This is a genomic window from Pararhizobium sp. LjRoot238, from assembly GCF_964252955.1.
Lineage (GTDB): Bacteria > Pseudomonadota > Alphaproteobacteria > Rhizobiales > Rhizobiaceae > Pararhizobium.
Window position 1 is genome coordinate 911,157 of sequence record NZ_CAXUPP020000001.1, and the last position, 25,771, is coordinate 936,927.

The following is a 25,771-nucleotide window of genomic DNA, read 5'->3' on the forward strand; positions in this document are numbered from 1 at the left end:
TAAAAACCACCCTCATGCGGAGATGAGAGTGGTTTTTTTGGGGTTGGAAAACCGCGCGGGATCAGCCGACGAGGTGTTCGAACAGGACCGTCGACAGGTAGCGCTCGGCGAAGGACGGAATGATGACGACGATGTTCTTGCCTTCGTTTTCCGGGCGCTGGCCGATCCTGATCGCAGCCGCCAGCGCGGCACCGGAGGAGATGCCGACCGGCACGCCTTCGAGCTTCGCTACCTGCCGCGCCGTTTCCACGGCCTGGGCGCTGTTGACCGTGATGATCTCGTCGTAGATTTTCGTATCGAGGATGGCAGGCGCGAAGCCCGCGCCGATGCCCTGGATCTTGTGCGGGCCGGGAGCGCCACCGGAAAGGACGGGCGATTCCTCCGGCTCGACGGCGATAACCCTGATCGACGGTTTACGGCCCTTGAGCACCTGGCCGGCGCCGGTGATCGTGCCGCCGGTGCCGATACCGGAAACGAGGATGTCGATGCTGCCGTCGGTGTCGTTCCAGATTTCCTCGGCCGTCGTCTTGCGGTGGATTTCCGGGTTCGCCGGGTTTTCGAACTGCTGCGGAATGATCGCGTCAGGCAGGGTCGACGCCAGTTCTTCCGCCTTGGCGATGGCGCCCTTCATGCCCTTCGGGCCTTCCGTCAGCACCAGTTCGGCGCCGAGCAGCGCCAGCATCTTGCGGCGTTCGACCGACATGGTTTCCGGCATGGTGAGGATCAGCTTGTATCCCTTGGCGGCGGCGGCGAAGGCGAGCGCGATGCCGGTATTGCCCGACGTCGGCTCGACCAGCGTCGTCTTGCCGGGCGTGATCTTGCCCTGTGCTTCCAGCGATTCAATCATCGCAACGCCGATACGATCCTTGACCGAGGCGATCGGGTTGAAGAACTCCAGCTTCGCCAGAAGATTGGCCTTCACCCCGTTTTCCTTCGCCAGCTTGTCGAGGCGAACAATCGGTGTATCGCCGATGGTCTCGGTGATCGAGGAATAGATGCGGCCACGGCCGGGCTTGCGCTGATCTGACATGGTGTTCTCCCTTTTTGCCAAGTTGCAGGGACAATAGGATCAAACCAACCCGCTTGCCAGAGTACTATTCTCCAACCGCTTGATCCTCATTGGAAAAAACTGTTGCGGAACCGCCGGCTGCCGAATGATTATTTCAGGCTGCTCGCGTGGCGATATAGGCGGCGGTGGTGCCGAGAATACCGGCCGCGATCCGGTTCAGCGATTTCAGCGCACGGGGTTGTTTCAGAAGCAGCCGGGCGCGGGAGGCCAGCAGGATATAAGGGATCAGAACCGCCATCAGGACGAGGAAGGTCGAGCCGACAAGGGTGGCATACTCGTTGAGGCCGATCGCATGCACATCGATCAGCGTCGGCACCAGCGCCACATAGAACAGCATCGTCTTCGGGTTGCCGAGCGTGACCAGCAGTCCGGACAGAAAGGACAGGCCCACGCTTGCGCTTTTCTTCGCCTGGATATCCTGCGGCAGCAGCCCGGCGGTCCAGAGCTTGTAGGCGATATAGACGAGATAGAGGGCGCCGAGGATCTTGATGACCATGAAAGCGGCGGTGAAGGTCTGCGCCACGAAGGCAAGACCGAGGATGACGGCCGTCAGATAGATCAGGTCGCCGAGCACGAGACCGAGCCCCATGAAGAATGTTTCGCGAAAGCCTGAACCAAGCGCACGCGCGACGATCGCCGTCACGCCCGGACCGGGGATCGCCGCCGCGATGAAGAGGGCAGTGCAATAGGCGAAGAGGGTGGCGAGGCTCATTATCGGCTCCGGAGATTTGCGAGCGCGAACATTTAGCTGTTTTTTTTGAGCCGGGCAATCTGGCTGCATTGATCGAAGCGGCTGTTCCGGCTAATGCATTGCTCCGGCACAAACCTTCGCCTTACACCGCCCGGAACTGGAGAGGCCGTTCATGCCTGGAACCGCAAGCCTGGCCGCCTTCGCCCTTGTCGCACTTGGCATGGTGCTGACGCCCGGGCCGAACATGATCTATCTGATCTCCCGCTCGCTCTGTCAGGGGCCGGTGGCGGGATTGGTCTCGCTTACCGGCGTCGGTCTCGGCTTCCTGGTCTATATGCTCTCGGCCGCCTTCGGCATCACCGCGCTGCTCTTGGCGGTACCCTATGCCTATGACGCGCTGCGGTTTGCCGGCGCGCTCTATCTCCTCTATCTCGCCTGGCAGGCCCTGCGTCCCGGCGGACGCTCGGCTTTCGAAGTTCGCAACCTGCCGGCAGACAGTCCGCGCCGCCTGTTTTTCATGGGCTTTGCCACGAGCCTGTTGAACCCGAAGATCGCCGTTCTCTATCTGTCGCTGCTGCCGCAGTTCATCGATCCGGCCCTGGGCCAGGTCTTTTCCCAGTCCGTCGTTCTCGGCACGGTCCAGATTTTCACCAGCCTTTCCGTCAATGCGCTGATCGTGTTGACGGCAGGCTCCATCGCCACGTTCTTCGCCGGCCGGCCGGGCTGGCTTTCCATGCAGCGCTGGCTGATGGGCGGCGTGCTCGGCGCGCTTGCCCTTCGCATGGCGATGGAAAGCCGCCGCTGAAACGGTTTTTCCTTCCTCCCAACCAAGACTTGAGCATGCCATGACAACAGCACTTCTTATCATCGACGTTCAGAACGCCATCCTCGAGGGCGAAGGCACACCAGAGCGCCAGCCTGCCATAAACGCGGCCCTCAACGAGACCGTCGGCCGGCTGCAGTCGATCCAGGCGCGCGCCCGTGCCGCCCATGTCCCGGTCATTCTCGTGCAGCATGACGGCGGCCCGGGAGACCCGCTCGCGCGTTCGTCCAAGGGCTGGGGCCTGCGCCATGAGATTGCGCCGGTTCTCGGCGAGACTGTCGTCCACAAGACGAGTTGTGACAGCTTTTTCCAGACCGATCTTGAGGAACAGCTGGCAAAACGGTCCATCACCCATCTCGTCATCGGCGGCTGTCAGACACAATTCTGCGTCGATACCACTGCGCGCCGCGCCGTGTCGCTCGGGTATGATGTAACGCTGCTTTCCGACGGCCATTCGACCGGCGACATGGGCGAGCTGATGTTTCCGCAGATCATCGCCCACCACAATGCCGTGCTCGGCGGGTTCAACGCCGGCGGACATGCCATCGAGCTACGCCGATCGGACGAGATCACCTTCTGAGGATTACTCAAGGACCGGTCGCATGAAGCTGCGTTCGTAACTCAGGATGCAGCGGCTGTTCTCGGCAAGCGCAAAGGCTGCCTGGCATTCGGCATCCTTTGCCATGCGCTCGCGATAATCCTCATAAGCCGCAAGGCTCGGAAAGCTGAAGAGGGCGAGCGCGACATTGTTCGCCCCTTCATGCGGCATGAAATAGCCGTGATGCGTGCCGCCTAGCCGGTTGACCAGCGGGATCCAGAGCTTTGCGTATTCCTCGAACGCGGCGAGCTTGTAAGGGTCGATGATGTAGCGAAGATAGCAGGTGATCATGCGGGGCTCCATGGATGTCTCAGCCCGCCTGATGCCGCACCCGACGGGGTAATGTCCAGCCGAATGTCATGCCGCCAGCCGCAATCAGAATCGCCGCGGAGCCGAGAAGCTGCGCCGGCTGCAGCTGATGCCCGAAGGCGATGCGATCGACCGCAAGGGCGGCAACCGGATAAATGAAGGACAGCGCACCGGTGAGGTGCGTCGGCAGCTTCTGGATGGCGCCGTAGAGCAGCACATACATCAGCCCCGTATGGACCGCGCCCATGGCAACCAGCAGCGCCCATTGATAGGCCTCAGTCGGCAGCCCGGAGGCGCCGGCGAAGGGTGCCAGCATCAGAAGGCCAGTGACAACCTGGATCAGCGCGATCAGATGCGGCGGCGTTCCCTTCAGCCTTTTCGCCACAAGCGCGGCCAGCGCGTAGAAGAACGCAGCGCCCAGCGCCATGGCGATCCCCGTCAGATAGTCACCGCCGCTGAAATCGCCCGAAGGTTTCGCCTCGACGATCGCAACCATGCCGGCGAAGGCAACGCCAAGCCAGGCGAGCTTCGTGGCGGTGATCTTTTCCTGAAAAAACAGCCCGCCGATCGCCAGCAGCATGAAAGGCTGGGTGTTGTAGACCATCGTGGCGATCGAGATAGAGGAGCGTGAATAGGCGCCGAACAGAAGCAGCCAGTTGACGACAATGGCGACGCCGCCCAGCACGGCAAGACCGAACAGCCGCCATGTGAGGATACCGCTGCGGAAATGACCGAGCGAGGCGCAAATGGCCAGAAGCGTCAGCGCCCCGAACAGGCAGCGCCACAGCACCACATCGATCACCGGCTGCCCGGACATCAGCACGAACCAGCCGATCGTGCCCGAAATCAGCATGGCGGCGGTCATTTCGATGCTGCCGCTTTTGACATCCTTTTCCATCACTTCCACTCCTTTGAACCTAATGGAAAGATAGTCGGCGGAAATGCCTTTATATATGGATATTAAAAGGATGATGCGGTATTATTCCTAACGATGAAAGGCAAATTGCCAATTATTCCTAACGGAGGCTCCCTTGCTTGACGACCTCGACCGGCGTCTTCTCGACATCCTTTCGGTTAACGCCCGCATCTCCTTGAAAGAGCTGGCGCAGGAGGCGGGCCTGTCCTCCCCCAGCACGGCGGACCGGCTGCGGCGGCTGGAAGATCGCGGCGTGATCACCGGCTTCACTGTCGGCGTCGATCCGGCAGCCCTCGGTTATGCCCTGCAGGCGGTCGTGCGGGTACGGCCGATGCCGGGCATGCTGCATATCGTCGAGAAGCTGATCCAGGACACGCCGGAATTCGTAGAATGCGACAAGGTGACGGGCGACGACTGCTTTATCGCCAAGCTGCTGGTGCGGGACATGGAACAACTCGACACCATCCTCGACAAGGTCGCCGAACGCGCCCAGACCAATACCTCGATCGTCAAGTCAACGCCGGTGAAACGCCGGCTGCCGCCGCTCAAGGGTGAAAAGTGAGCATCAAAACTCGGCCATCGGCGAAAGCATAACGGGCCCGGCCAGACGGTCAGCAGCAGCTCCCCGAACCATCAAACTGGTATGTGAGGCAAACGGCTCCGGGTTCCCTTGCCAATCAAGCCGATCGGGCGGAAAGCAAACTTCGACACAGCTCGGACGCTGATCGAGCACGGCAAGAAGGACGGAGAGCGGCGGGATAATCCTGCCGGCAATATCCAGAAGCTGAAAGCAATCCGCCTCAGTAGATTTCCACGCAACGACAAGCTCTGGATGATCCAGATAACTAAGCCGGATGCCGGCATCGAAGCAGCTGTTGAGCAGAAACATTTCCATCTGCGCCGCGACTGCGAAAATCGAAGAAACCGGCGTCCTTTCACCCAACAGCCGCTTTACCAGGGCTAGGTCGCCGGAATTGTCGAGCGAGAGCGTGCGCGACGAGCCGATTGGCTGCACGGCCACTGGTGGCGGGCCCGAGAACTGGTGTTGCGGCAAAATCTTGAACTCACAGGGCTCATACAGTGCCGGCTTGTCTGTCAGGAGAAGACCGCGTTCGAAACCCTGTGCGTCGCACCAGTTGAATGCCCGCCTCATCAGATCGCGGTAAAGTCCCCGGCCTCGCCACTCAGGCCGAACTGCGCCGGACTGGAAACCAGCCGCCGCGACAAGCCGGCCATCGATCATCATCGGCATGGAAAAGGCGCTGAAATTGGCAACGCAGATGCCGTTCTCATCAAAATACGCGAACGGCATGCTGGTTGGATCGGGTCCGCCGAACCGATCCTGAATGCTGACATCGATGCCGAACGTATCGTGCAGCAGCGCCACCAGCCCAGCCCAGGCGGCGGGATCTCCGAAATAGTCCTGCCGGAACGTCAGGCCAGTGGACGCGACAGGCACCTAAACGCCCGTCGAGCCAAACCCACCGGCGCCCCGCGCGGTTTCGCTGGCATCCGGCGCCTCGCGAACGGAAACCTGCGTCACCGGGGCGATCACCATCTGGGCGATGCGCATGCCGCGCTCGATGACGAAATTCTCCTCGCCGAGGTTGACCAGAAGCACCTTCACCTCGCCGCGATAATCGCTGTCGATCGTGCCGGGAGTATTGAGGCAGGTGATGCCGTGCTTGAAGGCAAGGCCGGAGCGTGGACGGATTTGCGCCTCGTATCCGGCCGGGATTTCGAAGATGAAGCCCGTCGGCACCAGTGCCCGCTTGCCCGGCGCGAGTGTCATCGGCTGATCGGCCTCGACGGCGGCGCGCAGGTCCATGCCGGCGGCGCCTGATGTCTCATAGGCGGGCAGATCGACGCCTGCTCCGTTCGGCAGCCGAACGAGGTTCAGGGTCGGGCGGATCTCAGCGTGTAGGGTCATGGCCGCATTACTTTGCCTCCGGCGACCGCGGGTCAATTGCAAAGTCGGGCTGAAATCGCTAGATAGCCCGCAACTCACAGGAATCTTGACATATGGCCGAAAGTCTCGCCGAGGCGGTTTCCCGCCGCCGCACCTTTGCTATTATTGCACACCCGGACGCGGGCAAGACCACGCTCACCGAAAAGCTGCTGCTGTTCGGCGGCGCGATCCAACTCGCCGGCGAGGTGAAGGCGAAGAAGGACCGCATCCAGACGCGGTCCGACTGGATGAAGATCGAGCGCGAGCGCGGCATCTCGGTCGTTACCTCGGTGATGACCTTCGAATATCACGGCAATGTCTTCAACATCCTCGATACGCCCGGCCACGAAGACTTCGCCGACGATACGTATCGCACGCTGACGGCCGTGGATGCAGCCGTCATGGTGATCGACGCCGCAAAGGGTATCGAGCCGCGGACGCTCAAGCTGTTCGAAGTCTGCCGCATGCGCGACATCCCGATCATCACCTTCATCAACAAGATGGACCGCGAAAGCCGCGACCCGTTCGAGATTCTGGATGAGGTCGAGGAAAAGCTGGCGCTCGACTGCGCCCCGGTGACCTGGCCGATCGGCCGTTCGAAGACCTTCTGCGGCTCCTACCATCTCGCCGACAACACCGTGCGCGGTTCCGACACCCAGGAAATCCTCACCAAGGTCAACGGGCCGGAAATGGCCGCCCATCGGCTGCCGGAAAACGAGCGCGACGCCTTCATCGACGAGTTGTCGCTGGCGATCGAGGCCTGCAAACCGTTCAACAAGAAGGCTTTCCTCGAAGGCCACCTGACACCTGTCTTCTTCGGTTCGGCGCTCAGGAATTTTGGCGTGCGCGACCTCATCAACGCGCTCGGAGACTTCGCCCCGCCGCCACGCGATCAGGTGGCCGATGTTCGGACGGTCCAGGCGACCGACGACAAGATGACCGCCTTCGTCTTCAAGATCCAGGCGAACATGGACCCGAACCACCGCGACCGCATCGCCTTTGCCCGCATTTGCTCCGGCAAACTGGAGCGCGGCATGAAGGCGCGTCTGTCGCGCACCGGCAAGCAGTTGGGCCTGACAGCACCGCAGTTCTTCTTCGCCTCGCAGCGTCAGCTTGCCGACACCGCCTATGCAGGCGATGTGGTCGGCATTCCGAACCACGGCACCCTGCGCATCGGCGACACGCTGACTGAAGGCGAACAGCTGGTGTTCCAGGGCGTGCCGAACTTCTCGCCGGAAATCCTGCGCCGCGTGCGGCTCGAAGATGCGATGAAGGCCAAGAAGCTGAAGGAAGCCCTGCAGCAGATGGCAGAGGAAGGCGTCGTGCAGCTGTTTTCTCCGGAAGACGGCTCTCCGGCCATCGTCGGCGTCGTCGGCGCGCTGCAGCTCGACGTGCTGAAGGAACGGCTGCAGTCGGAATACGGTCTGCCGGTCTCCTTCGACGTGGCGCGTTTCTCCGTCTGCCGCTGGATTTCGGCCGATCAGCCAGCGGACCTGGACAAATTCATCAACGCCCGGCGCGGCGATATTGCCCGCGACCTCGACGGCGACCCGGTCTTCCTGGCACAGGATTCATTCTCGCTGCGCTATGAAGCGGAACGTTACCCGGCTATCAAGATGGTCGCCATCAAGGAGTATCACGTCGCCAAGGCGGCGTGATACTCGCTGTCCGCGCCCCTTCCTTCAGAAGAGGCTGCGGACAATGAGCCATGAGCCCACTGCCACGAGGATTGCCCCGGCGGCTCGCGAGAGCCGCCGCCCACCGGGCACGACTTTTTCGGCAAGCACGAAGATCGCGAGCCCGGCGATCCAAAGGATGTTCATGACCCCGCCGACGAACAAAAGCGCCATCAGCGGCCAGCAGCAGCCGACGCAATAAAGGCCGTGGCGCAGCCCCATCCTGAAGGCACCCCACGGCTCACGGCGAAATCCCCCCTCGCTCTGGATGAAGGCGACCGGCGCACGGCACTTGCTGAGACAGGCATGCTTGAGCGGCGTCCACTGATAGAGGCCGGCGACGAGGAGCAGTATCCCGCTGAACAGGCCACTCGCGCTGTCCAGCATCGGTGTCAGCAGCAGGGCGCGTTCGAGCAGCCACTGTCCGATGGTTGCCGCTAGCGAAAACACGAACCAGGCCGCGACATAGCCGCTGCCGAAGACGCCGGTGGCCGCGAAGGGCGCGCCCTGGCTTACGGCATGCCGGCCGACGCGCGCATAGAGCAGTATCATCGGCGCCGCCGACGGAAGCATCATGCCGACCATCATCACTGACCACATCGCAAAAACGAGCAGCGCCTCGCCAAGGCTCCACGCATGCGGCGTCAGCATGGCCTCGGGCATCCCGGGCATGCCGTCCATGGCTTCCATCGGCTTTTCGCCCGCCGCCATCGTGTCACCGAGCGAAAGCAGATAGGCCCAGGCAAGCAGGGTCATGGCGGCCAGGCTGGCGAGTATGATGATCCGGTCCCGCTTCAGCAGGGCGTCGAGCGTGGTTCCAGGCATCATCCTGGGCCCTAGCGAACGACGCCGCTCTCGGTCATGTGCAGGCGGGCAAAATGAGCGTGCGAATCCTTGGTGGATAGAGCGATCGGCCCCTTCGTCTCGGCCCATCCGCGCCCGGCCTCGCATGTGTCGTATTCGAAGCCACCCGGCAGATTGATGCGAACCCGATGCTCTTCGCCGGTAACGGGATTGCGGATCGGTTCGCCACGCGCTTCGATCCAGCCTGGAATGTCGACCTTGGCCGTGCGCCCGTCCATGTCCAGATCGAAATCGATCCGAGTGAAGACCGGCTCGTACACCGTATCGTATGTGGTGGCGAACACGGCGAAGAAAGTGGCGCCCGGCTCGGTGTCGAGCCCGCTCATGATCCGCAGCAATGCCTCGCGCTGCGCCGGCGAAGCGCGCTCGTCGATGATCGGCACGCACGCGCCATGCCCTTCGTGGATGGCTCCCGGCCATGACACGATCATGCCGATACGCAAGCCATCAAGCCGCGTTTCGCCATGAAAGCCGTCCTCGACCTCGATGACGCCGATCGCGTGGCATTTGCCCTGGGTGGGGAGTGCGTTGAATTGGCAGGGGCAACCATAGGCGCAGTTGCAGTGGATGAACTCGCGCCCCTGAAGCTTCCATCTGACGCTGGTCATTCCATCCTCCATTGAACGGGGAATGCGTCTAATATAGGAATTTCATGCGGTGCTGATTAAATACCCGCGCCTTTGGCTTGTCCAGTGAGCTCGGAGTTTCCGCGGGTTGCCGGCTGCCCGGAAAGACGGCGGGCGTATCGGCAATCCAGATCCGCACGCCGGACAACCAAGTCGTGCACCTTGCCCTATCGGCGATCGATCAGCGTCAGATCGCCGTTTTCATCGACCGAAACCTCGATGCCGATATAGCCGGGGATTTTCGGATGTGAGGTCTCGAAGGGGTGCGTATGCGTGGCGGTGATGACCATCACGTCTGAACCCGCCGATTCTCCCGCAATGACACCGGCAGCGACATCCTCGAACACCAGGCAATGCTTCGCATCGAAGCCGACGCGCTTGGCGCCGAGCAGATAGCATTCCGGGCTCGGTTTGCCGCGCGAGACATCTTCGGCGATGACGATGAAGCGCGGTTCCGGCAGGCCGGCGGCGACAATGCGGACCTTGGCGAGTTCGCGCGGCGACGAGGTAACGATCGCCCAACGCTCCGGTGGCAGGCTTTTCAGGAATTCGATCGCGCCCGGAAGCGGCTTCACACCTTCGACATCCTCGATCTCGCCCTGGCAGATGATCGCCGCTTCCGCCTCCGGATCGACCCCGGGCAGGCCCAATTGCCGGATCGTATCGACGCCGCGCTTGCCGTGCATCGTCGGCAGGAATGTCGCGACATCAAGTCCATGGCCCTCGGCCCACCGTCCCCACACGCGCTCCGCTGCTTCGATAGAGCTCAGCAGCGTTCCATCCATGTCAAACAGGAAAGCGGAATATTTCTTGCCGAACACCGGCGACGACGCGAAAGACAAGGGGCGGACTCCTTCTGGCTGCCCGCCTCTATGCGAGCGATGACGTACTTGTTCGATACGGGGATTCCCACCGCAGATCAAACCAATATCGGCCTCGCAACGCTGCCCTGTGACGTTTCTTGCGGCTTCATTGCGCGGAGAAGGCGAGCCGTAAACCCATGACGCCGAAGGCACCGGCAAAACCGCGCCGAAGCCACGTTGTCACGCTCGGCCTTGCAATCACTTGGCGCCGCGCCGCCGAGGCGAAGACGCCATAGACCACGAAGACGATGAAGGTCAGCGCCATGAAGACGGCGGCAAGCCCCAGCATGAACAGCGTCGGCGAAGGCGTGCCGTTGGGCACGAATTGCGGCAGGAAGGCGAGGAAGAACAGCGACAGTTTCGGATTGAGGATATTGAGCAGAAAGCCGGTAGTGATCACCCGTAGCACAGGTACCTGGCTGTCCCGCTCGGCGATGCGCAGTGCCTCGCTGTCCTTCAGGACACTCCAGGCCATGTAGAGCAGATAGGCAACGCCGAGATATTTGATCATCTGGAACGCGAGTGCGCTCGTATGCAGGAGGGCGGCCAAGCCCGCGATACTGGCGGCAATATGCGGCAGGATGCCGAGCGTGCAGCCGAAGGCGGCAAGGATGCTGGCGCGGGTGCCCGCATTCAGGCCCATCGCCAGCGTATAGAGCACGCCGGTGCCGGGCAGGAGGATGACGATGATGGATGTCAGCAGATATTCGAGGGTCACGGCGCTCTCCATTCGATGAGGAAAGCCTCAGCTAAACGGATCGCCGCCGGCCGGTCTTGAACGGAATTGCAGGCTGTCAACCAAAGGCCAGCGCATAGGCGCCGGGCGTAACGCCGTAGGCGCGCACGAAGGTTCGCGTCATATGGCTCTGATCGGCGAACCCGCCTGCAAAGGCGGCATCGGCGAGAGGCGTACCTTTCGCAATCATCCGGCGGACAATGCCGATACGGCGCTGGACGAGGTAGGCATGTGGTGTCATTCCGGTCGCCTGGGCGAAGGCGCGCACCACCTGAAACCGGCTGAACCCCGTTGCCGCGGCGAGATCGGCCAGAGTGACGGCCGCGACGGGGTCATCATCCATCAGAGCTTTCGCCCGATGGATGGACGGCGACACAAAGCGGATTCGCGGGTGGCGACCCATCAGCGATGCGATCAGTTGGAAAAGGCCGCTTTCGCCCGCCAGCGCTTCGCGCGTCTCCGTCATCGCCGCATAGACGCGCGCAAACCCTTCGACGGCGCTGCGGTCGCTCATCACGGGCCGGGAAAACACAAAATCCTCCGCCCGCCCCTCGGCGATGTCGAGCACTGTATCGGCAATCAGGCCGGGATCGAAATAGAGCATGCGCCAGGATCGCCCCGCATCGCCGATCGGATGGCCGTCATGCACTTCGCCGGGGTTGACGGTGATCATGTCGCCCGGGCCTGCCTCGACCGGTCCTCGCCCGCTGGCTGATTTCTGCGCGCCGCGCATGATGACGCCGATGCCGAACTGGTCGTGCGTATGCCGGCCGAAGCTATGGGCCGTGTCGGCCTCGACCGCCTCCACGCCTTCGATCGCGCATCGCTTGATTCGGAACTGACCGGTCTTCATTGCCTGGAACGCTCCTCAATCCCGCTCCCGGCCAGGCAGGGCATCGCGTTCGCCGAACCAGTTCGCCGCCGAAGAACACCAGATCTGATGTCTGGGCGCAAGTTCGCTCCGTTGCCGGATATTGCCCCAGCGGATGCCGATTTCCTCGGCGTCCTCGTCCGTGCCCGTCGTAAAGATCGGGGAGCCACAATTGCTGCAGAACATCTGGAAACGCGTCCGGCCGTTGTCGCCGGTTTTGACGTAGGTCTTCGGCTCGCCGGCCGTGATCCGAAAATTCTCTTTCGGCACGGCAACCGTGACACGATAGACCGAGCCCGTCAGATGCTGGCAGTCCGTGCAATGGCAGATACCGACCTCGTCGGGGTCGATCTCCGCCTCATACCTGATCGCGCCGCAATGGCAGTTTCCGTCGATGTGCATGCCCGTTCCTCCGAGTTCCAAGAGGAACCTAGCGCATTAGACGCCGGTGAACAGCCAGGCATGTTCCTTGGCGTTGTTGAATTTCCAGATGCGCGACGGGCCGGCCATGACGTTGAGGTAATAGAGATCGTAGCCGTGGATCGCCGCGACCGGATGATAGCCCTTCGGGACCAGCGTCACGTCGCCATCCTCGACGGCCATGGCTTCGTCCAGCGAGCGGTCGTCAGTATAGACGCGCTGCATGGCAAAGCCTTGGCTCGGGTTCAGGCGGTGATAGTAGGTCTCCTCCAGGAAACTTTCGGCCGGTAGATTGTCCTCGTCATGCTTGTGCGGCGGATAGGACGAGGTATGGCCGCCGGGCGTTATGACTTCCACGACGAGCAGCGAATGCGCCGCATTGTCATCTTCCGGCATGATATTGGTAACGTAGCGCGTGTTCGTCGCCTTGCCGCGCGTCATCTGAGGGTGTGTGCCCGGACGGATCACCTGCGTCTTGTAGCCTTCGCCGCCAGGCGCCGAGCACACCGCCAGATCGAGCGCTGTCGTCGCCGTCGCCTGCCAGCGGCTGCCCTTCGGTATATAGACCGCATAGGGCTGCCCCTCGAACGGCGTCATCCGCTCGCCAAGTTCGCCGAAATCCTCGCCATCGACGGAGATCTTCGCCTTGCCGACGACGAGCACGAGGCAGGTTTCCCTGTCGGCGCTTTCGCCAGCCACGTTTTCGCCCGCCTTCAGCCGGTTCAACCCGAAACCGACATAGGTCCAGCCGGCAGATTCGGGCGTGATGTCGTGAACGAGGCCCGAGTTGCCTTTGGGTTTGACGAGAAGGTTTGGCATGGTGTGGCTCCTATTTCAGTTTTCACCCTCCCCTCGAGGGGGAGGGTCGGCACGCAGTGCCGGGGTGGGGTGATGCGTCACAACAAGAGGGATCACCCCCACCCGCAGCTTCGCTGCGACCTCCCCCCTCAAGGGGGAGGTAAGGGCCTCAGCCCCGATCCAGTCCTGCTTCCCGCGCAAATGCCTTCAGCGATTTCAGACCCAGCGACTGATATTCCAGCGGATTGCGCACGGCGGAATCCTGCTCGGCCTCGATCACAAGCCAGCCATCATAGCCATGCTCTGCGGCAACTTTCAGCACCGGCACGAAATCGACGCCGCCTTCGCTGTCGCCGGGGACGGTGAAGACGCCACGCCGCACGCCTTCGAGGAAGGACAGGCTTTCACGCTCCACCTCTTCGCGGATTTCGGTCCGCACGTTCTTGGCGTGGATGTGGCGGACGCGGTGCATGTACTTCTTCGCCACTTCAACAGGATCCGAGCCGCCGAACCAGGCATGGCCGGTGTCGAGCAGCAGCTTGGTCGCCGGGCCGGTGTTCTGCATCAGAAGATCGATTTCTTCTCCGGTCTGAACGATCGTGCCCATATGGTGGTGGTAGACGAGATCGATACCCTGATCGGCGCAATACTGCGCGATCGCTTCGATATCGGCGCCGAATTTCTTCCACTGGTCGGCAGGCAGGACCGGCTTGTCCTTGACGACCGATTTCGTGTCGTCGCCATGGATGGCGTTGGAGGTTTCGCAGACGATGCAGACCTTGCAGCCATTGTATTTCAGGAGATCGAGGTGCGGCTGGATCGCCTTCTTCTCGGCCTGGACATCATGCGTCAAGAGGTTGGTCGAATGCCAGCCCGAGACAAAGACGAGATCGTAGGAGGCGAGCTTCGCCTTCAGCTCGGCGGGATCGGTCGGCATCTTGTGGCCCTTCTCGATGCCGTCGAAGCCGATCGTCTGGCAATCGGAGAGGCAGTCCTCAAGGGTGAGATGCGCACCGAGCGTCTGGTCGTCGTCGTTGCTCCAGGCGATGGGATTGGTTCCGTAGCGGATCATGATGTTCTTCTCTGATCAAGTGTTTTCAAGTCGTGCGAAAGCCCGCGACGATAGCGCGGGCTACATGTCGTTTGTTTAACCGAAGCGCTGGGCCGAAAGCGCTTTCTCGTAGCCCTTGCGGGCCTCGTTGACCTTCGAGCGCTCGGAAACTTCCGGCACCGCGACATCCCACCAGTGACCGCCCTCATCCGTGGTGATGAGCGGGTCTGTGTCGATAACGATAACCGTCGTGCGGTCTTCGCCGGCTGTTTCCTTTAGCGCGATTTCCAGCTCGGCGATCGACGAAACCTTGCAGGTCACGGCGCCCATGGCAGCGGCGTGGGCTGCAAAATCGATGGCTGGCAGCGTGACGTGACGCGTGTCCCTCAGCAGATTGTTGAAGTTCGCGCCGCCGGTGGCCATCTGCAGCCTGTTGATGCAGCCATAGCCGGCATTGTCGAGCAACACGATGGTGATCTTGGCGCCGAGCATGATCGACGAGGCGATCTCGGAATTCAGCATCATGTAACTGCCGTCGCCGACCATGACGATGACGTCGCTATTCGGTTTGGCGAGCTTGACCCCGAGACCGCCGGCGACTTCATAACCCATGGTCGAAAAACCGTATTCCATGTGATAGCTGCCGGGGGAATCCGCCTGCCAGAGCTTGTGCAGCTCGCCCGGCAGACCGCCGGCGGCGCAAACCACCGTGGTATTCTCCGTGCGGGCACGCTGGACGGCACCGATCACCTGCGCATCGGACGGCAGCGCGGCATTGGTGGTCGCCATTGCCTTGTCCGCTGCCTTCAGCCACTCCGCCTTGCCGTCGATCGCCTTCTTCGTCCAGGCCTCATCGGCCTTGTGCGAACCAAGCCCGGAGCTCAGCGCCTCCAACCCGACGCGGGCGTCGGATACCAGCGGCAGGCCCTCATGCTTGGCAGCGTCGAATGCCTGCACGTTGAGGCCGATGATCTTCAGGTCATCGTTCTTGAACAGCGCCCACGAGCCGGTGGTGAAATCCTGGAGGCGCGAACCGACCGCCAGCACGATGTCGGCCTCTTCGGCAAGCTGGTTGGAAGCCGACGTGCCGGTGACGCCGACCGACCCCATGTTGAGCGGATGGCGGTGCGGTAGCGAGGACTTGCCTGCTTGGGTCTCGACAACCGGGATTCCGTGCCGTTCGGCAAAGGCTGCAAGCGTCTTGCTGGCCTCAGAGTAGAGCACGCCACCACCGGAGATGATCACCGGCTTTTTGGCAGCCTTCAACGCCGTGATAGCATGGGCCAGTTCATCGGCATCGGGGTGGAGGCGCCGGGTCGTCCAGACTTTCTCGTCGAAGAAATTCTCCGGATAATCATAGGCTTCCGCCTGCACATCCTGGCAGAGCGCCAGTGTCACCGGGCCGCAGTCGGCGGGGTCGGTCAGCACCTGCATGGCGCGGCGCAACGCCGGGATGATCTGTTCCGGACGGGTGATGCGATCGAAGTAGCGCGAGACGGGCTTGAAGCAGTCGTTGACGGTCATGGTGCCGTCGCCGAAATCCTCGATCTGCTGCAGCACCGGATCCGGGCGGCGATTGGCAAAGACATCGCCGGGAAGGAAAAGAACGGGCAAGCGGTTGACGTGCGCGAGCGCCGCGGAAGTCACCATGTTCAGCGCACCGGGGCCGATCGACGTCGTGCAGGCCATGAAGCGGCGGCGGAAGCTTGCCTTGGCAAAGGCGATCGCGGCATTCGCCATGCCCTGCTCGTTCTGGGCGCGATACGTCGGCAGCGTGTCCTTGATGCCGTATAGCGCCTCGCCGACGCCGGCGACGTTACCGTGACCGAAAATGGCAAAGACGCCGCCGAAGATCGGCAGTTTCTCGCCATCGATCACGGTCATCTGCCGCGTCAGGAACCGCGCCACGGCTTGCGCCATGGTCAGGCGGACTGTTTTCTCGCTCATTGTTTCCTCCTCGAACGAGGACATTGCCTCGCATCAACTCCGCATACGAGGAGAGTTTTACCCCCCTCTGTCCCGTCGGGACATCTCCCCCTCAATGGCGGAGATCATTGTTTTCTCTCATCTGCGCGCTGTTGTCAGCAAAGACACTCTCGCTAATCTCCTCTTTGAGGGGGAGATCAGCGAAGGGACAGAGGGGGGAGGGCCGCATACTCGGCACTCACCGGATTTTTCAAGCCGCTTTCGTCTCCGCCAAGCCGAGCCACAGATTGACCAGAGCCTCGAACTTGCCCGCCATGTCGGCGATCGCCTGCTCGTCGGTCATCTCGCCTGCGAGCCACGCTTTGCTGGCATCGGCGAAGATCGTGCGGCCAACGGCAAACCCCTTGACCGTCTTGGAGGTGCGCGCCGCAGCAAAACCTTCCTTGAGCACATCATATGGCGCTTCCAGTCCGAGCAGAACCACGCCGCGGCAGAGCGGATCGCGCTTTTCGATGACGGCATCGATCGCGGCCCAGGCGTTGCGGCTTGCTTGTGGCTCAAGCTTCCACCAATCGGGTTTCAGCCCGGCATCGTAAAGCTCGTTCAGGGCGCGGGGAATGGTCTGGTCGTCGAGCTTGCCGTGTTTGCTGGCGATGATCTCGATCAGGATTTCGCGGCCGACTTTGCGCGCCGCCTCGAAGGCGGAGCGCAGCTTGGCGACCTGGGCGGCCTTCATCTCGGACGGATCGTCCGGATGGTAGAAGCTCAAGACCTTGATGCAGTGATCGACCGGCCAATCGATAAGCCGGCTACCGAGATCCTGGCTGAACTCGAACTGCAGCGGCCGCGAACCCGGAAGCTCGATCGGCTTGGCGATCCAGAAATCCTTGTTCTTGGCGGCGGCAAACAGGGCCTCGCGGCCGTATTTGTCATCGATGAGCATGCCGAAGCCGGGGCGGCCATTCGCAATACGCTCGGCCGCCCTGACGGCCAGCACCTTGAAGGCCGGGATGCGGGCCAGCAGATCGGGATTGCCATCGGCCAGATCCTCGAGCTGGCTACGGTGATCAATGGCGAGCGCCATCAGTTGCGGGATCTCGCGGCGGCGGGTTGTTGCCCAATGGACGTGGTTGATCGCCTCATCCTTGCGCAGCGCCCTTTCCTTGCTGCCGTTTTCGAGGAAAAACTGCAGCTCGGTCCAGGTCGGAATTTCCGGCGCACAGAGCAGACGCGAGACAGCAAAGGCGCCGCAGGCATTGGCCCAAGTGGCCGATGTCGCATGTGGTTCGCCGGTGAGCCAGCCGCGCAGGAAGCCGGACATGAAAGCGTCGCCGGCGCCGAGAACGTTGTAGACCTCGATCGGGAAGCCCTTGCCGACGATACCGTCTTCGAGATTATCCGAAATCGGACCATCGTAGACGATGCAGCCCATCGGACCGCGCTTCAGCACGATCGTCGCCTTGGAATTGGCGCGAATAGTCTTGAGCGCTGCAAGCAGATCGCTATCACCCGAAGCGATCAGCACCTCTTCCTCGGTGCCGACGATCAGATCGCAATCGGCCAGAACCGTCTTCAGATGCGTCGAAACCTTTTCCGATGCGATATAGCGATTGTCGCCCGCATCATGGCCGGCAAGGCCCCAGAGATTCGGCCGGTAGTCGATATCGAAGACGACCTTGGCACCGCTCTCCTTGGCGATGCGGATCGCCTTGCGCTGCGCGGCGTCGGTGTGCGGCTTGGAGAAATGCGTACCGGTGACCAGGATGGCACGGGCGGAGCGGATGAAATCTTCGGCGACATCGTCTTCGCACAGTGCACTGTCGGCGCAATTGTCGCGGTAGAACAGCAACGGGAAGGAATGATCGCTTTCGACGGAGAGAATGGCGAGCGCGGTCAGCCGCTCGGGATCGGTAACAATGCCCTTGGTTTCGACGCCTTCGCGCTCCAACTGCTCGCGGATGAAGCGGCCCATCTGCTCCTTGCCGACACGGGTCAGAAGCGCCGATTTCAGGCCGAGGCGCGCCGTTCCGACGGAAATATTGGTGGGGCAGCCGCCAACGGACTTGGCGAAACTGGCGACGTCCTCGAGCCGCGTTCCGATCTGCTGGCCGTAAAGATCGACCGAGGCTCGGCCGATGGTGACGAGGTCAAGCGGCTTGTCTGCCTGCATCCTGTTGGTCTGGCTCACTGCTTCCTCCCGGCGGGCGCTTGCGTCGCGCCGACATTCTTATTGTCAATGGGTGATCACTTCATGAAACATAAATTCCGACAGTTCGTCAATATGGAATTTTCATTCTATTCGTACTCCTGCGCATTCCGCCGCCGCTTTTCAGCGACCGCCACGGTCAGCGCCATGGCAAAAGCCATGCTGGCCGAAAGGGAGCGGAACCCGGCATGATCTGCCTCAACTAACTCAAACCAGACCTTGGAGGATTCCGCCAGCGGTGAAAATGCCGAATCGGTCAGCGAGACGACCGGAACCTTGCGGCTGGCGAGCAGCTTTGCCTGATTGACGCTTTCCGACGCATAGGGCGAGAAACTGACGGCGAAGGCGGCATCGTTAGGGCCGGCCATCGCCAGAATATCGTCATCGATGCCGGCCGCAGTGCCAACCGTCTGGTATTTCACCTTCAGTTTGCCGAAAGCATAGGCCATGTAGCCGGAGATCGGATAGGAGCGGCGCTTGGCGACAAGATAGATCGTCTCGGCTCCGGCGAGGATATTGACGGCACGCTCGAAGGCTTCGGGCTCGACGGAGGTGGCGATATTGTCGAGCGATCGGTGCGCCGCGGCGACGAAGCCGTTGAAGATCGATCCGCTTTCGAGCTTGCTGTGATCGTTGGCGCTCAGTGCCTTGAGACGCTCGTCATAACCCGGTGTGCGTTCACGCAGGCGAGCCCGGAAAATCTGCTGCAGACTGGAGAAACCCTCAAAACCGAAATGCTGGGCGAAACGGACCAGCGTCGAGGGCTGAACATCGGCCGACGTGGCGATACTCGCTGCCGTACCGAACGCGATCTCGTCCGGATGGTCCAGCGCGTAAGCCGCGACCTGACGGAGACGCTTCGGCAATTGCGCCTTCCGCTCCAGGATCATCACCTTCAGGCCGTCGAAATCCTGCGGAATATCGATGCTGTTTTCCGTTTCGGCCATCGGCTTCGGTCTCTTCCTGCGTCTGCGCTGTTTTCAAGACCTTACGCAAAGAATGGGGCGGAGAATAGAATATTCATTCCACCGTTCCGATTTTTTGCGCGCTCGTCAACTGGTTCCGATGTGCACCCACTCATTGGTTTTCGCCGATTGGTAGGTGGCCGAAACGACCTTCTGGACCTCGTAGCCTTCCCGGAAATCGGTCCCGGGTCTGCCGCCAGTCGCGATCGCCTGCAGGAATTCATTCGCCTCGATCGCCTTCAGGTCATTGAAGCCGATCTGGTGGCCGGGCGCGACGCAGAAGGCGCCGTAGGGCGGATGCTCGGGGCCGGCCCAGATGGTACGATAGCCTCTGGTGCGGATGTCGTCGCCGGCGAGCCAGACCTTGAGTTCGTTCATCCGCTCCTGCGTGAAGACGATGCTGCCCTTCGATCCGTAGATTTCGAAGTCATGCTGCATCTTGCGGCCGGTGGCACTCCAGTTGGCCTCGAAACTGCCGGTGGCGCCGCCTTCGAAGCGCACGAAGGCGCGGGTGATGTCGTCCACCTCGACGGCGCGCATTTCACTCGAGCCGCGTGCGACGGGACGTTCGGGCACCTGGATGATCGTCTCGGCCAATACCGAGGAGATGGGACCGACGAGATGGCGAAGGGAAGCAATAATGTGGCTGCCAATGTCGGCAAGCGCGCCGCCGCCGCTCTTCGGGTCAAGCCGCCAACTCCAGGGCGCGGACGCGTCCATCATGAAGTCTTCGGCATGGATGCCACGCACAGAGCGTATCTCGCCGATCTCGCCGCTTTCGATCAGGTCCTTCGCAAGGAAGATCATCGGGTTCTTCAGGTAATTGAACCCAACCTGCGTGACGACGCCGGCCTTTTCCGCCGCGGCGACCATTTCGGCGCATTCGGCAACAGTCGGCGCCAGCGGCTTCTCGCAATAGACATGTTTGCCGTGGGCGATCGCGGCCAACGCCATCTCCTTGTGCAGCAGATTTGGCGTGGTGATGTCGATGATGTCGATATCCGGGTCGCTCAGCAACTCGCGCCAGTCGGCCGTCGCCTTGCGAAAGCCCAAATTGCGGCGGGCCTTTTCCGCCCCATCGAGCGAGACGTCGGCGACAGAAACCAGGTCGAGTTCGAACGGCAGGTCAAACACCCTTGCCGCGATCGTGAAGCCCAGCGCATGCGCCTTGCCCATGAAACCAGTGCCGATCAAGCCGACGCCGATCCTGCGTTTGCCACTCATATGTCAATCCTCCCAGCACCGCGTTGCGGCTTCGGCGCCAGATGAAATGATTTTTACATTGCTTGTCAATATGGAATGTTTGTTCGAATATTGCGAAAGCCCGTTCCAAGGGGAACAGAAACACCGGGGGAAAAAGCGCTAGATTTTGCGGGAAGATGTGGAAATGATCCTGTTCGTTAACGCATTTTTACCATGTTCGGCCGGATGATCGGCCCATATCATGGTTAACGAACCATCAAGGCGGGCCATCCCCGCGACCTGGAGTATAATGCATGTGCCGCTGGGCAGCCTATCGCGGAGAGCCGCTTTATTTGGAAGAACTGGTCTCGTCTCCGGCGCATTCCTTGATCGAGCAATCGCACTGCGCCACCCGCGCCAAGACGGCGACCAATGGTGACGGCTTCGGCATCGCCTGGTACGGCGATCACCCGGAACCCGGCCGCTACCGCGACATCCTGCCCGCCTGGTCCGACTGCAACCTCAAAAGCATCGCCCGGCAGATCCGCTCGCCGCTGTTTCTCGCCCACGTGCGGGCCGCAACCGGCGGCGGCACACGGCGCGACAATTGCCACCCTTTCATCCACGGCCGCTGGTCCTTCATGCACAACGGCCAGATCGGCGATTTTGACCATCTGCGCCGGCCGATGGAGGCGATGCTCGACAACGATCTCTACACCGCCCGCACCGGCTCCACCGACAGCGAGCTTTTGTTCCTGCTGGCGTTGCAATTCGGTCTTGACAGCGATCCGCTCGGTGCTATCGCCGAGACGCTGGCCTTCGTCGAGCGATTGGCCGAACGTCTGGAGCGCAAGGTTCTCGTCCGCTTCACGGCTGCTCTTTCGGACGGCCAAGATCTCTACGCCGTGCGCTACGCCTCCGACTGGAAGGCGCCGACGCTTTACGCCGCCCCGATGGGACCGAGCGGCGGCTATTGCCTCGTTTCCGAGCCGCTCAACGATGATGACAACGCCTGGGTGGAAATTCCGGACGGCACGGCGGTCATCGTTGGCGAAAACGGCGTCGATGTCCGCCTGTTCGGGACGCAGGGTGCCGCGCAGAGCGCTGATCGCATGGGCCGGGTAGCGTCAGGAAAAATGTGAGGCGATCAGCCGGCCGAGCCGTTCGGCCACCGCCTGCTTGTCCAGGTCCGGCCAGTCCTCGTCACCGGTCTTGCCGATGACCTTCACGGTGTTGCGGTCGCCGCCCATGATGCCGGTGTGGGGCGAGACGTCGTTGGCGATGATGTAATCTGCCCCCTTCCTCTCCAGCTTGGAACGGCCATTCTCGGCAACATTCTGCGTTTCAGCGGCAAAGCCGACGACCAGCTTTGGTCGCTTGGCATGGTGACCGACGGTCTTCAGGATATCGGGATTTTCGGCCAGTTGCAGTGGCGGCGGCGCTTCGCCGGGCTTTTTCTTGATCTTGTTGCCGGCAGCACTCACTACCCGCCAGTCGGCGACGGCGGCGACCATCACGGCAATATCGGCGGGCAGCGCTGCAATGACGGCGTCGCGCATTTCTTCCGCGCGCTCGACACGGATGACCGACACGCCCTTCGGATCGGCGATCGTCACCGGGCCGGAGACCAGCGTCACATCGGCACCGAGCCGGGCCAGCTCTGCGGCAATCGCATGCCCCTGCTTTCCTGACGAGCGGTTGGCGATGTAGCGCACCGGGTCGATCGGCTCATGTGTCGGACCGGAGGTGACGATGGCCTTCTTGCCCGCCAGTGGTTTCGGACCGGTGTCGAGCAAAGCCTCGACGGCAGCGGCGATCTCCAGCGGTTCGGCCATGCGGCCTTCGCCCTTTTCGCCGCTTTCGGCCATTTCGCCGGAGGCCGGGCCAATAAAGCGGATGCCGTCGGCAACAAGTGTCGCGTGGTTGCGGCGGGTGGCCGGATGCGACCACATCTTCGGGTTCATGGCGGGGGCAACAAGAACCGGTCTGTCCGTTGCGAGAAGAATGGTGGAGGCCAGGTCGTCGGCAAGGCCGTGCGCCATCTTCGCCATCAGATCTGCGGTGGCGGGCGCGATCAGGATCAGATCACAATCGCGGGCAAGCCGGATATGGCCGACATCCTGCTCGTCCTCGCGGGAAAACAGATCGGTGAACACCTTGCCAGCGGCGAGCGCACCAACGGCAAGCGGCGTGACAAAGGCCTGCGCACCAGCCGTCATCACCGGGCGGACCGAGGCACCGCGTTCCCGCAGCCGGCGGATGAGATCGAGGCTCTTATAGGCCGCGATGCCGCCGGAGATGATGAGCAGGATGCGTTTTCCCTGAAGTGTCATGACGCCCGTCTTTTTCTGCCGTGTTTATGGCCGGACCGTAGCCGAGAGGCATGCTATGCGCAATCGGCCGTACCATTTCCGAAACTCAATGGCCGTGATGCGTGCACTGGCCGTGATCGGCAAGTACCTCGATGACCCGGCACTGATCGACCCGGCCATGGCCGCAGCCCTCCACCATCATCTCGAGTTCGGCCTTCAGTGCCGTCAGGCTGCGAATACGCTGCTCCACCTCGACAAGACGCGCCTTGGCAATGGCATCGGCGGAGGCGCATGGCTGCAAGGGGTTGTCCTGCAGGCTCAGAAGCGTGCGGATCGCCTCGACCTCGAAGCCGAGTTCGCGTGCATGGCGGATAAAGGTGAGGCGGTCGAGATCGGAATGCTCATAGGAGCGCTGGTTGCCCTCGCTGCGGCTGGGCGTCCGAAGCAGGCCAATGCCCTCATAATAGCGGATCGTCGGCACCTTGACGCCGCTTTGGCGAGCCGCCTCGCCGATGGTGATCTTTTTCATGATTTTCCTCTTGCACCTCTAGTCGCTAGAGGATGTAGGAAAGATGCCACGGTTTGACAAGCAAGCGAGCAGGAAGCGGATCATGGCAGAGGCGACACAGACGCGGTACCGGGTTGAAGGCATGGACTGCGCCAGTTGCGCGGCCAAGATCGACACTGCGGTACGACGGATGCCGGGCGTCGAAGACGTGTCCGTTTCCGTGACCGCCGGGACGATGACCGTGCGGCACAACGGGGCGAGCGATCTGTTGGCTATCGCGAAGAAGGTGACGGGTCTCGGCTATTCGGTCTCTCAGCTGGCGGGAAAATCGACAGCGCCGCTTCCGGTACCCGAACATGCGTCCTGCGGGCATGACCATGGACATCATGCGGGTCATGGTCACCCGAACCCTACGGGCCACACCCGTTCGGATCACAGCCACGCGGATCATAAGCACACCGCTTCGGAAGATCTCCACGGTCACCACAGGCCGCCAACCGGTCACTGGTGGGCAAGTAGGAAGGGTAAGCTGACCATTTTCTCTGGCGCGGCGCTCGTCGTCGCCTATGCGGCCGGACATCTCGTTCCGTCGATCGCGCCTTACGCTTTCATCGTTGCCATGCTGATCGGGCTTGTGCCCATTGCCCAGCGCGCTGTCATGGCGGCAATGGCGGGCACGCCGTTTTCCATCGAGATGCTGATGACCATCGCCGCCGTCGGCGCTGTCATCATCGATGCCGGTGAAGAGGCGGCAGCGGTCGTGTTCCTGTTCCTGGTCGGCGAACTGCTGGAAGGCGTGGCGGCAGGCAAGGCGCGCCAGAGCATCCAGTCCCTGACGGCGCTAGTGCCGAAGGAGGCGTTGCTCGAAGAAAACGGGAAGATGCGCACGGTTCCGGCCGAAAACCTGGCCGTGGGCGCCACCATTCTCATCCGCCCCGGCGACCGCCTCTCTGCCGACGGGGTGATCCTTGCGGGCGAAAGCGCCATCGACGAAGCGCCGGTGACTGGCGAAAGCACACCGGTGCGCAAGAGCGTTGATGACAAAGTTTTCGCGGGCACGATCAACGGCGACGCCGCCTTGCGCGTCCGGGTCACGGCAACTGCCGCCGACAACACCATTGCCCGCGTCGTCAAGCTGGTCGAAGAGGCGCAGGAATCCAAGGCCCCGACGGAGCGCTTCATCGACCGGTTCTCTCGCTACTATACGCCGTGCGTCGTGATGGTCGCTGTGCTGGTTGCGATTATTCCGCCGCTGTTTCTGGCAGGAATCTGGGGTGAATGGATCTACAAGGGACTTGCAATCCTGCTCATCGGCTGCCCTTGCGCGCTGGTCATCTCGACGCCGGCGGCCATCGCCGCCTCGCTTTCTGCCGGTGCACGGCGCGGCCTGCTGATGAAGGGCGGAGCGGTGCTGGAGACGCTGGGCGCGATCAATGCGGTAGCGCTCGACAAGACCGGCACGCTGACGGAAGGTAAGCCGAAGGTGACTGATATCATCGGTTTCGGCCATTCGCAGACCGAGGTCCTGACCTTCGCGGCGGCACTGGAAACCGGATCGAGCCATCCGCTCGCCAAGGCGATCCTCCACCGGGCAGCGGTGGACAAGCTGCAGCTTCCCACCGCTTCCGAGGCCAAGGCGCTGGGCGGCAAAGGCGTGACAGCGACTGTCGACGGCAGATCGGTCTTCCTCGGTTCGCCGCAGGCAGCCGGCGAATATGCGGCGCTTTCGGCCGAGCAGACAGCGCGCATCGCCGCACTCAATGACGAGGGAAAGACAGTCTCCGTTCTGATCGTTGGCGAGGCGTTGGCAGGCGCCATTGCCATGCGCGACGAGCCGCGCGCGGATGCGAAATCCGGGTTGAAGGCGCTGACTGATGCCGGTGTCCGGATCGTCATGCTGACGGGCGACAACAGGCGGACGGCATCGGTAGTCGGTCAACAGCTCGGCATCGAGGTGCGCGCGGAGTTGATGCCGCAGGACAAGCAGCGGATCGTCGGCGAGTTGCAACAGCAGGGCCTCCTTGTGGCCAAGGTCGGCGACGGCATCAATGATGCACCGGCGCTGGCAGCGGCCGATATCGGCATCGCGATGGGCGGCGGCACCGACGTGGCGCTCGAAACCGCCGATGCCGCTGTCCTTCATGGAAGGGTCGGCGATGTCGCGGAGATGATCAAACTCTCCAAACGCACCTTGGGCAATATCCGCCAGAACATCACCATCGCGCTGGGCTTGAAGGCCGTGTTCCTGGCGACGACGATTGCCGGCATCACCGGGCTCTGGCCGGCAATCCTCGCCGATACGGGTGCGACGGTGCTGGTGACGATCAACGCGCTCAGGCTGCTGGCGCCGGCGCGGAGCGCCTGACGGGCGCTGCCGGCTGCATCAGCCCTTCGGTATCCCGCCGGGCTCATA

Annotated in this window: 26 protein-coding genes; 6 read left to right on the top strand and 20 right to left on the bottom strand. The window is 62.1% G+C overall.

Annotated elements, in window-relative coordinates; translation table 11 throughout:
• Positions 1–61: 61 nt before the first annotated feature.
• Together cysK and ACSQ3F_RS04625 are read right to left on the bottom strand one after the other, a co-directional pair.
• Positions 62–1,030: a cysteine synthase A gene (gene cysK, locus ACSQ3F_RS04620; protein ID WP_436099145.1), complete on the bottom strand. Its 969-nt coding sequence runs from the start codon at positions 1,028–1,030 to the stop codon at positions 62–64.
• A gap of 133 nt (positions 1,031–1,163) precedes the next feature.
• Positions 1,164–1,781 (bottom strand): LysE family translocator, encoded by a 618-nt coding sequence (locus ACSQ3F_RS04625; protein ID WP_436099146.1) that lies wholly within the window; start codon positions 1,779–1,781, stop codon positions 1,164–1,166.
• 151 nt (positions 1,782–1,932) lie between these two features.
• On the opposite strand from ACSQ3F_RS04625, the gene ACSQ3F_RS04630 reads away from it, so the two are divergent.
• Both ACSQ3F_RS04630 and ACSQ3F_RS04635 read left to right on the top strand, forming a co-directional pair.
• Positions 1,933–2,565: a LysE family translocator gene (locus ACSQ3F_RS04630; protein WP_436099147.1), complete on the top strand. Its 633-nt coding sequence runs from the start codon at positions 1,933–1,935 to the stop codon at positions 2,563–2,565.
• A 40-nt stretch (positions 2,566–2,605) separates the two neighbouring features.
• Positions 2,606–3,163, top strand: coding sequence for a cysteine hydrolase family protein (locus ACSQ3F_RS04635; RefSeq protein WP_436099148.1), 558 nt, complete (start codon positions 2,606–2,608; stop codon positions 3,161–3,163).
• 3 nt (positions 3,164–3,166) lie between these two features.
• Here ACSQ3F_RS04635 and ACSQ3F_RS04640 read toward each other — a convergent pair whose 3' ends face one another.
• A complete protein-coding gene (locus ACSQ3F_RS04640; protein ID WP_436099149.1) occupies positions 3,167–3,472 on the bottom strand; it encodes an NIPSNAP family protein in 306 nt (101 codons plus the stop codon).
• Between the two features lie 19 nt (positions 3,473–3,491).
• Positions 3,492–4,388 carry a DMT family transporter gene (locus ACSQ3F_RS04645; protein WP_436099150.1) on the bottom strand — a complete coding sequence of 299 codons (897 nt, stop codon included), beginning with the start codon at positions 4,386–4,388 and terminating at the stop codon, positions 3,492–3,494.
• 133 nt (positions 4,389–4,521) lie between these two features.
• Between ACSQ3F_RS04645 and ACSQ3F_RS04650 the strand changes: the two genes are divergently transcribed.
• The gene (locus ACSQ3F_RS04650; protein ID WP_436099151.1) at positions 4,522–4,968 is read left to right on the top strand and encodes an Lrp/AsnC family transcriptional regulator; all 447 of its coding nucleotides are present in this window, start codon (positions 4,522–4,524) and stop codon (positions 4,966–4,968) included.
• 3 nt (positions 4,969–4,971) lie between these two features.
• Here the strand turns inward: ACSQ3F_RS04650 and ACSQ3F_RS04655 are convergent, their stop codons facing one another.
• Both ACSQ3F_RS04655 and dut read right to left on the bottom strand, forming a co-directional pair.
• A complete protein-coding gene (locus tag ACSQ3F_RS04655) occupies positions 4,972–5,793 on the bottom strand; it encodes a GNAT family N-acetyltransferase (protein WP_436099152.1) in 822 nt (273 codons plus the stop codon).
• A 72-nt stretch (positions 5,794–5,865) separates the two neighbouring features.
• Complete coding sequence (dut, locus tag ACSQ3F_RS04660) at positions 5,866–6,336, bottom strand: dUTP diphosphatase (protein ID WP_436099153.1); 471 nt, start codon at positions 6,334–6,336, stop codon at positions 5,866–5,868.
• Between the two features lie 92 nt (positions 6,337–6,428).
• Between dut and ACSQ3F_RS04665 the strand changes: the two genes are divergently transcribed.
• The gene (locus ACSQ3F_RS04665; RefSeq protein WP_436099154.1) at positions 6,429–8,012 is read left to right on the top strand and encodes a peptide chain release factor 3; all 1,584 of its coding nucleotides are present in this window, start codon (positions 6,429–6,431) and stop codon (positions 8,010–8,012) included.
• Positions 8,013–8,036: 24 nt separating this feature from the next.
• On the opposite strand, the gene ACSQ3F_RS04670 is transcribed toward ACSQ3F_RS04665, so the two are convergent.
• The 12 genes from ACSQ3F_RS04670 to ACSQ3F_RS04725 all read right to left on the bottom strand — a co-directional run bounded on the left by ACSQ3F_RS04670 (position 8,037) and on the right by ACSQ3F_RS04725 (position 20,580).
• On the bottom strand, positions 8,037–8,858 hold the full coding sequence (locus ACSQ3F_RS04670) for a DUF2182 domain-containing protein (RefSeq protein WP_436099155.1): 822 nt from the start codon (positions 8,856–8,858) through the stop codon (positions 8,037–8,039).
• 8 nt (positions 8,859–8,866) lie between these two features.
• The gene (locus tag ACSQ3F_RS04675; protein ID WP_436099156.1) at positions 8,867–9,502 is read right to left on the bottom strand and encodes a DUF1326 domain-containing protein; all 636 of its coding nucleotides are present in this window, start codon (positions 9,500–9,502) and stop codon (positions 8,867–8,869) included.
• 185 nt (positions 9,503–9,687) lie between these two features.
• Entirely contained in the window at positions 9,688–10,362 is a 675-nt protein-coding gene (locus ACSQ3F_RS04680; RefSeq protein ID WP_436099157.1) for an HAD-IA family hydrolase, read from the bottom strand.
• Between the two features lie 127 nt (positions 10,363–10,489).
• On the bottom strand, positions 10,490–11,101 hold the full coding sequence (locus tag ACSQ3F_RS04685) for a LysE family translocator (protein ID WP_436099158.1): 612 nt from the start codon (positions 11,099–11,101) through the stop codon (positions 10,490–10,492).
• A gap of 76 nt (positions 11,102–11,177) precedes the next feature.
• Positions 11,178–11,972, bottom strand: a complete 795-nt coding sequence (locus tag ACSQ3F_RS04690) for an AraC family ligand binding domain-containing protein (protein ID WP_436099159.1) — start codon at positions 11,970–11,972, stop codon at positions 11,178–11,180.
• A 15-nt stretch (positions 11,973–11,987) separates the two neighbouring features.
• Entirely contained in the window at positions 11,988–12,392 is a 405-nt protein-coding gene (locus ACSQ3F_RS04695; protein WP_436099160.1) for a GFA family protein, read from the bottom strand.
• A gap of 36 nt (positions 12,393–12,428) precedes the next feature.
• A complete protein-coding gene (iolB, locus tag ACSQ3F_RS04700) occupies positions 12,429–13,229 on the bottom strand; it encodes a 5-deoxy-glucuronate isomerase (protein WP_436099161.1) in 801 nt (266 codons plus the stop codon).
• 148 nt (positions 13,230–13,377) lie between these two features.
• Positions 13,378–14,280 (bottom strand): myo-inosose-2 dehydratase, encoded by a 903-nt coding sequence (gene iolE, locus ACSQ3F_RS04705; protein ID WP_436099162.1) that lies wholly within the window; start codon positions 14,278–14,280, stop codon positions 13,378–13,380.
• Between the two features lie 75 nt (positions 14,281–14,355).
• On the bottom strand, positions 14,356–16,206 hold the full coding sequence (iolD, locus tag ACSQ3F_RS04710) for a 3D-(3,5/4)-trihydroxycyclohexane-1,2-dione acylhydrolase (decyclizing) (RefSeq protein ID WP_436099163.1): 1,851 nt from the start codon (positions 16,204–16,206) through the stop codon (positions 14,356–14,358).
• Between the two features lie 229 nt (positions 16,207–16,435).
• The gene (locus tag ACSQ3F_RS04715; protein ID WP_436102040.1) at positions 16,436–18,355 is read right to left on the bottom strand and encodes a bifunctional 5-dehydro-2-deoxygluconokinase/5-dehydro-2-deoxyphosphogluconate aldolase; all 1,920 of its coding nucleotides are present in this window, start codon (positions 18,353–18,355) and stop codon (positions 16,436–16,438) included.
• A gap of 125 nt (positions 18,356–18,480) precedes the next feature.
• Complete coding sequence (locus tag ACSQ3F_RS04720; RefSeq protein ID WP_436099164.1) at positions 18,481–19,338, bottom strand: MurR/RpiR family transcriptional regulator; 858 nt, start codon at positions 19,336–19,338, stop codon at positions 18,481–18,483.
• Between the two features lie 105 nt (positions 19,339–19,443).
• Positions 19,444–20,580, bottom strand: coding sequence for a Gfo/Idh/MocA family protein (locus ACSQ3F_RS04725; RefSeq protein ID WP_436099165.1), 1,137 nt, complete (start codon positions 20,578–20,580; stop codon positions 19,444–19,446).
• 272 nt (positions 20,581–20,852) lie between these two features.
• On the opposite strand from ACSQ3F_RS04725, the gene ACSQ3F_RS04730 reads away from it, so the two are divergent.
• Positions 20,853–21,680 (top strand): class II glutamine amidotransferase, encoded by an 828-nt coding sequence (locus tag ACSQ3F_RS04730; protein WP_436099166.1) that lies wholly within the window; start codon positions 20,853–20,855, stop codon positions 21,678–21,680.
• Here ACSQ3F_RS04730 and coaBC read toward each other — a convergent pair.
• Positions 21,666–22,871, bottom strand: a complete 1,206-nt coding sequence (gene coaBC / locus ACSQ3F_RS04735) for a bifunctional phosphopantothenoylcysteine decarboxylase/phosphopantothenate--cysteine ligase CoaBC (protein WP_436099167.1) — start codon at positions 22,869–22,871, stop codon at positions 21,666–21,668. The genes ACSQ3F_RS04730 and coaBC overlap by 15 nt on opposite strands.
• A gap of 85 nt (positions 22,872–22,956) precedes the next feature.
• On the bottom strand, positions 22,957–23,379 hold the full coding sequence (locus tag ACSQ3F_RS04740; RefSeq protein WP_436099168.1) for a MerR family transcriptional regulator: 423 nt from the start codon (positions 23,377–23,379) through the stop codon (positions 22,957–22,959).
• A gap of 82 nt (positions 23,380–23,461) precedes the next feature.
• Here ACSQ3F_RS04740 and ACSQ3F_RS04745 point away from each other — a divergent pair, with 82 nt between their 5' ends.
• Positions 23,462–25,723 (top strand): heavy metal translocating P-type ATPase, encoded by a 2,262-nt coding sequence (locus ACSQ3F_RS04745; RefSeq protein WP_436099169.1) that lies wholly within the window; start codon positions 23,462–23,464, stop codon positions 25,721–25,723.
• Positions 25,724–25,771: the final 48 nt, after the last annotated feature.